Source organism: Brevibacterium moorei (genome assembly GCF_024580735.1).
Classification (GTDB): domain Bacteria; phylum Actinomycetota; class Actinomycetes; order Actinomycetales; family Brevibacteriaceae; genus Brevibacterium; species Brevibacterium moorei.
The window spans coordinates 1-1472 of record NZ_JANIJX010000055.1; the positions used below are offsets into that span (position 1 = coordinate 1).

Genomic DNA, 1472 nt, shown 5'->3' on the forward strand with positions numbered 1-1472 from the left:
CCCGACTAACCCAGGGAAGATGAACTTGACCCTGGAACCCTTAGTCATCCAGTGCACGGGATTCCAACCCGTGTTTCGCTACTCATGCCTGCATTCTCACTCGCATAGCCTCCACCACTCGATCACTCGGCAGCTTCACCGGCCACACGACGCTCCCCTACCCAACAAACCAGGAGTTATCCCTTCAGGTTTGATGTCACGACTTCGGCGGTGTACTTAAGCCCCGCTACATTATCGGCGCGGAATCACTTGACCAGTGAGCTATTACGCACTCTTTCAAGGATGGCTGCTTCTAAGCCAACCTCCTGGTTGTCACAGCAACTCCACATCCTTTCCCACTCAGCACACGCTTAGGGGCCTTAGTCGATGATCTGGGCTGTTTCCCTCTCGACAATGAAGCTTATCCCCCACTGTCTCACTGCCACGCTAACTTAAACCGGCATTCGGAGTTTGGCTGACGTCAGTAACACAATACGGCCCATCAACCAACCAGTAGCTCTACCTCCGGCAAGCACCACGCAACGCTGCACCTAAATGCATTTCGGGGAGAACCAGCTATCACAGAGTTTGATTGGCCTTTCACCCCTAACCACAGGTCATCCCCTCCATTTTCAACTGAAGTGGGTTCGGGCCTCCACACGCTCTTACACGCGCTTCACCCTGCCCATGGCTAGATCACTCCGCTTCGGGTCTAGGACACGCGACTACAACGCCCTCTTCAGACTCGCTTTCGCTACGACTACCCCACACGGGTTAACCTCGCCACATGCCACTAACTCGCAGGCTCATTCTTCAAAAGGCACGCCAGCACAGTCATTAAAACTGCTTTGACGGCTTGTAGGCACACGGTTTCAGGTACTCTTTCACTCCCCTCCCGGGGTACTTTTCACCATTCCCTCACGGTACTATCCGCTATCGGTCATCAGGAAGTATTCAGCCTTACCAGGCGGTCCTGGCAGATTCACACGAGATTACACGAGTCCCGTCCTACTCGGGAAAACAGTCAACCCCCGCCACACACATTTCGCCTACAGGACTCTCACCCACTCCGGTCAGCCATCCCAGACTGTTCGACTACACGCGCAACAAAGGGCTCCGACCATGTGGAATCGGACAACCACTCCCCACAACACCACGCACACAACCCCCACACGGTTCATACATGCACGCAGTTTAGGCTCCTCCGCTTTCGCTCGCCACTACTCACAGAATCATTATTATTTTCTCTTCCTACGGGTACTGAGATGTTTCACTTCCCCGCGTTCCCCCCACACACCCTATATATTCAGATGCGGGTACCAGACCATCACAGACTGGCGGGTTCCCCCATTCGGACACCCTCGGATCACCGCTCGTTTACCAACTCCCCGAGGCTTATCGCAGGTTACAACGTCCTTCATCGGCTCCTGATGCCAAGGCATCCACCATGCGCCCTTCACCACTCACCACAACACACACAGCAGAAGACCAAC

1 rRNA gene is annotated in these 1472 nt (G+C 54.6%); it reads right to left on the reverse strand.

The annotated features are described in order from the left end of the window. Positions 1-1448 (reverse strand): 23S ribosomal RNA (locus NQ034_RS16010); the annotation flags it as partial. Positions 1449-1472 lie beyond the last annotated feature (24 nt).